Genomic DNA, 2,324 nt, shown 5'->3' on the forward strand with positions numbered 1-2,324 from the left:
CCCATAATATCCGCGTGGGATGCTGGGTTAAGTGTTAGTCGACCGTATCGCTCGGGAGTATCGTCACCAAATTTTGTGGCAACAAAAGCATGGGCGTATTCGTGAAATACAACTCCAATTAAAAATCCCGGCAGGCACGTCGCTAGTGTGTGTAGAAAAGTGTTGATGTCCGCCATAGTTCCATATTCATATCATTTTGCACACTGAGTAGCAATGAGTCAGGGGCATGACGCACATAAAATAATGCAAAAAAATGCCCCAAAAGACTCTCCGCGTAAAACATTTTATCCTCTAACTTACTACTTTTTCGTATCTTGATATAATGACTCATGGAAAAAAATATTCAGAAAAAAGTTCAGGTTGTCATTATTGGTGGAGAAAACCTAAATAAATTACTCTTACTGCAGATGAAGAAAGACAGAGGAGAGCTCTGGCAAAATGTCACAGGTTCAGTTGATGAGGGTGAGAACTTCCTAGAAGCAGCAAGTAGAGAGCTTTTAGAGGAAACTGGCCTTAGCGGTCAACTCACAGAGCTAGAAATTCAATTTGAGTTTAACGATAGATGGAATCGAAATGTGTTAGAAAAAGTATTCTTGGCAAAAGTTAGTGGAGAACCTGAAGTAATGATTAGTGAAGAAGAGCACCAAGACTATAAGTGGCTTCCACTTACACAAGTTACAGACAAAAGCTTTGGACATAAATCAAATTACATCTCTTTTTTAGAATCATTGAAAAATGTAGAATAACCCCTAGAGTCTCCTGACTCAAGCTTTCCCCCTCCCACTTAATCAATTACTTAGATATAATATTTCTATAAATAAATAAAAGGGAAATTATGCTTAAGAGTTTGTTCAAAATTATTACTCAGTTAGTTTTAGTATTGGTGATTCCATTCATCTCTCTAGCACAACCCGTTAAAGAAACACTCTTTGTTAATAAAATAAGTCTTTCTAAAGAATCTATAGTTAAAGATGAAGAAATTAGAAGACACCTAGTGGATATAATCATCGACACTAATAAGTACGACCTATCTCTAAACTCAAGAGAACAAAAAAAAGGTGCTCTTGGTAAAAAGAAGTATAAAGAATCACTATTAGACGTAGAGCTTATTAAAGCAGGGAAAGAATATACTCTAAAAACTAGACTCAATGAGAGAAATGAAACTCTAAAACTACCTAGTAAGGCAAAGAAAAGAGATCTTTTAATTGAAATTAGAATGCAACTCTATAAGGTCATCTTAGATAAGGGAGACTTCGTAGCAAAAGAAGCTCAATTAAGGTCAACCTCTACAGCTAGAGTGGACCGAGAAATCTCAACTCGTATTGCCAAAGAAAAACTTAGAAAAAGAAAAATAGCAAAACGAAAAGCAAAAGCTAGGGCAAAGGCCATTTACCTAGAAAAAAGAAAGAGAAAGCTTCAAAGAAAGAGTATTGCTAAAACCGTTAAGCCGACAAAAAGAAAAATACTTACTCAAAAACCAGAAAGTCCACAAAAGCGTATCGTAAAAAAGAAACGTGTTAGAAGAAAGGTCAGAAGAAAGAGACCTATTAGAGTTGCAGAAAAAAGTAAAAAGAAATCTTTTCTTGAAGGGCAAGAAGAAGAGAAAAAAAGTAAGGACAAAGGATTCACTTGGCCTAAACTCTACTTTTCAGTTGGTATGATTTTTGGTCAACAGGTTATGGATCTAATGCCTGAATCACAGGGAAAACCCCTTGTTGAGTTTGGCGCTGGTATTCACTTAATTCAATATGGAATGAAGTTCTATGGGACAATGAGTAGCCTCTCAGAGTTTGACGGAGTAGAAAAGCAAGCAACTCAATCAAATGTTAACTTCTTCATTACTAAAGACCTTAAGGCCATTAACACTCTTCCATGGGGACTAGTTAATTTACTTGATAATTCAAAGGCCCCTGGTCAACTAGGAGTTCTGGTGGGATTTGGACAGTCTAGCTTTGCAGGGAAGATCGTTCCAAGATCTGATCCAGTTTCAGGAGTTGCTCTTGGGGGATATTTTACTGCTCTTGGAATTATGAACATTGAAGCGAGATACTTCAAGGCAATATCAGAACCTTCCAGTTCAGTCTCCTCTTCAGGAGACTTTTCATCTTTCATTTTAAAACTTACGGTTGGTTACCCAATCTAATATTAGTGGCCTTATAGCTAGGCCAAACTTTTAAAAGCTCTTCGTTGATAAGATTGAAGTTAACAGAGAAGTTCTTTAAAAATACATCATAAGTACTGAGCATCTCTTCATCACTATTTAGAACTTCTTCTAATTCCTTAGAAGCTGTCTTTTCAAATTCCTCTATTTTAGAAATCTTAAG

At 36.2% G+C, this 2,324-nt stretch carries 3 protein-coding genes and 1 pseudogene; 2 read left to right on the forward strand and 2 right to left on the reverse strand.

What is annotated here, in order from left to right; genetic code table 11:
- Positions 1-176, reverse strand: a pseudogene (locus tag ABX784_RS17020) (site-2 protease family protein); the annotation flags it as partial.
- A 153-nt stretch (positions 177-329) separates the two neighbouring features.
- Here ABX784_RS17020 and ABX784_RS17025 point away from each other — a divergent pair.
- Both ABX784_RS17025 and ABX784_RS17030 read left to right on the forward strand, forming a co-directional pair.
- Positions 330-746 carry an NUDIX domain-containing protein gene (locus tag ABX784_RS17025; RefSeq protein ID WP_372656257.1) on the forward strand — a complete coding sequence of 139 codons (417 nt, stop codon included), beginning with the start codon at positions 330-332 and terminating at the stop codon, positions 744-746.
- Between the two features lie 89 nt (positions 747-835).
- A complete protein-coding gene (locus ABX784_RS17030; RefSeq protein ID WP_372656258.1) occupies positions 836-2,143 on the forward strand; it encodes a hypothetical protein in 1,308 nt (435 codons plus the stop codon).
- Here the strand turns inward: ABX784_RS17030 and ABX784_RS17035 are convergent.
- A partial coding sequence (locus ABX784_RS17035; RefSeq protein ID WP_372656259.1) for a hypothetical protein occupies positions 2,121-2,324 on the reverse strand: 204 nt, incomplete at its 5' end. The genes ABX784_RS17030 and ABX784_RS17035 overlap by 23 nt on opposite strands.

Origin of the sequence: Halobacteriovorax sp., assembly GCF_041587335.1 — a bacterium.
Classification (GTDB): domain Bacteria; phylum Bdellovibrionota; class Bacteriovoracia; order Bacteriovoracales; family Bacteriovoracaceae; genus Halobacteriovorax.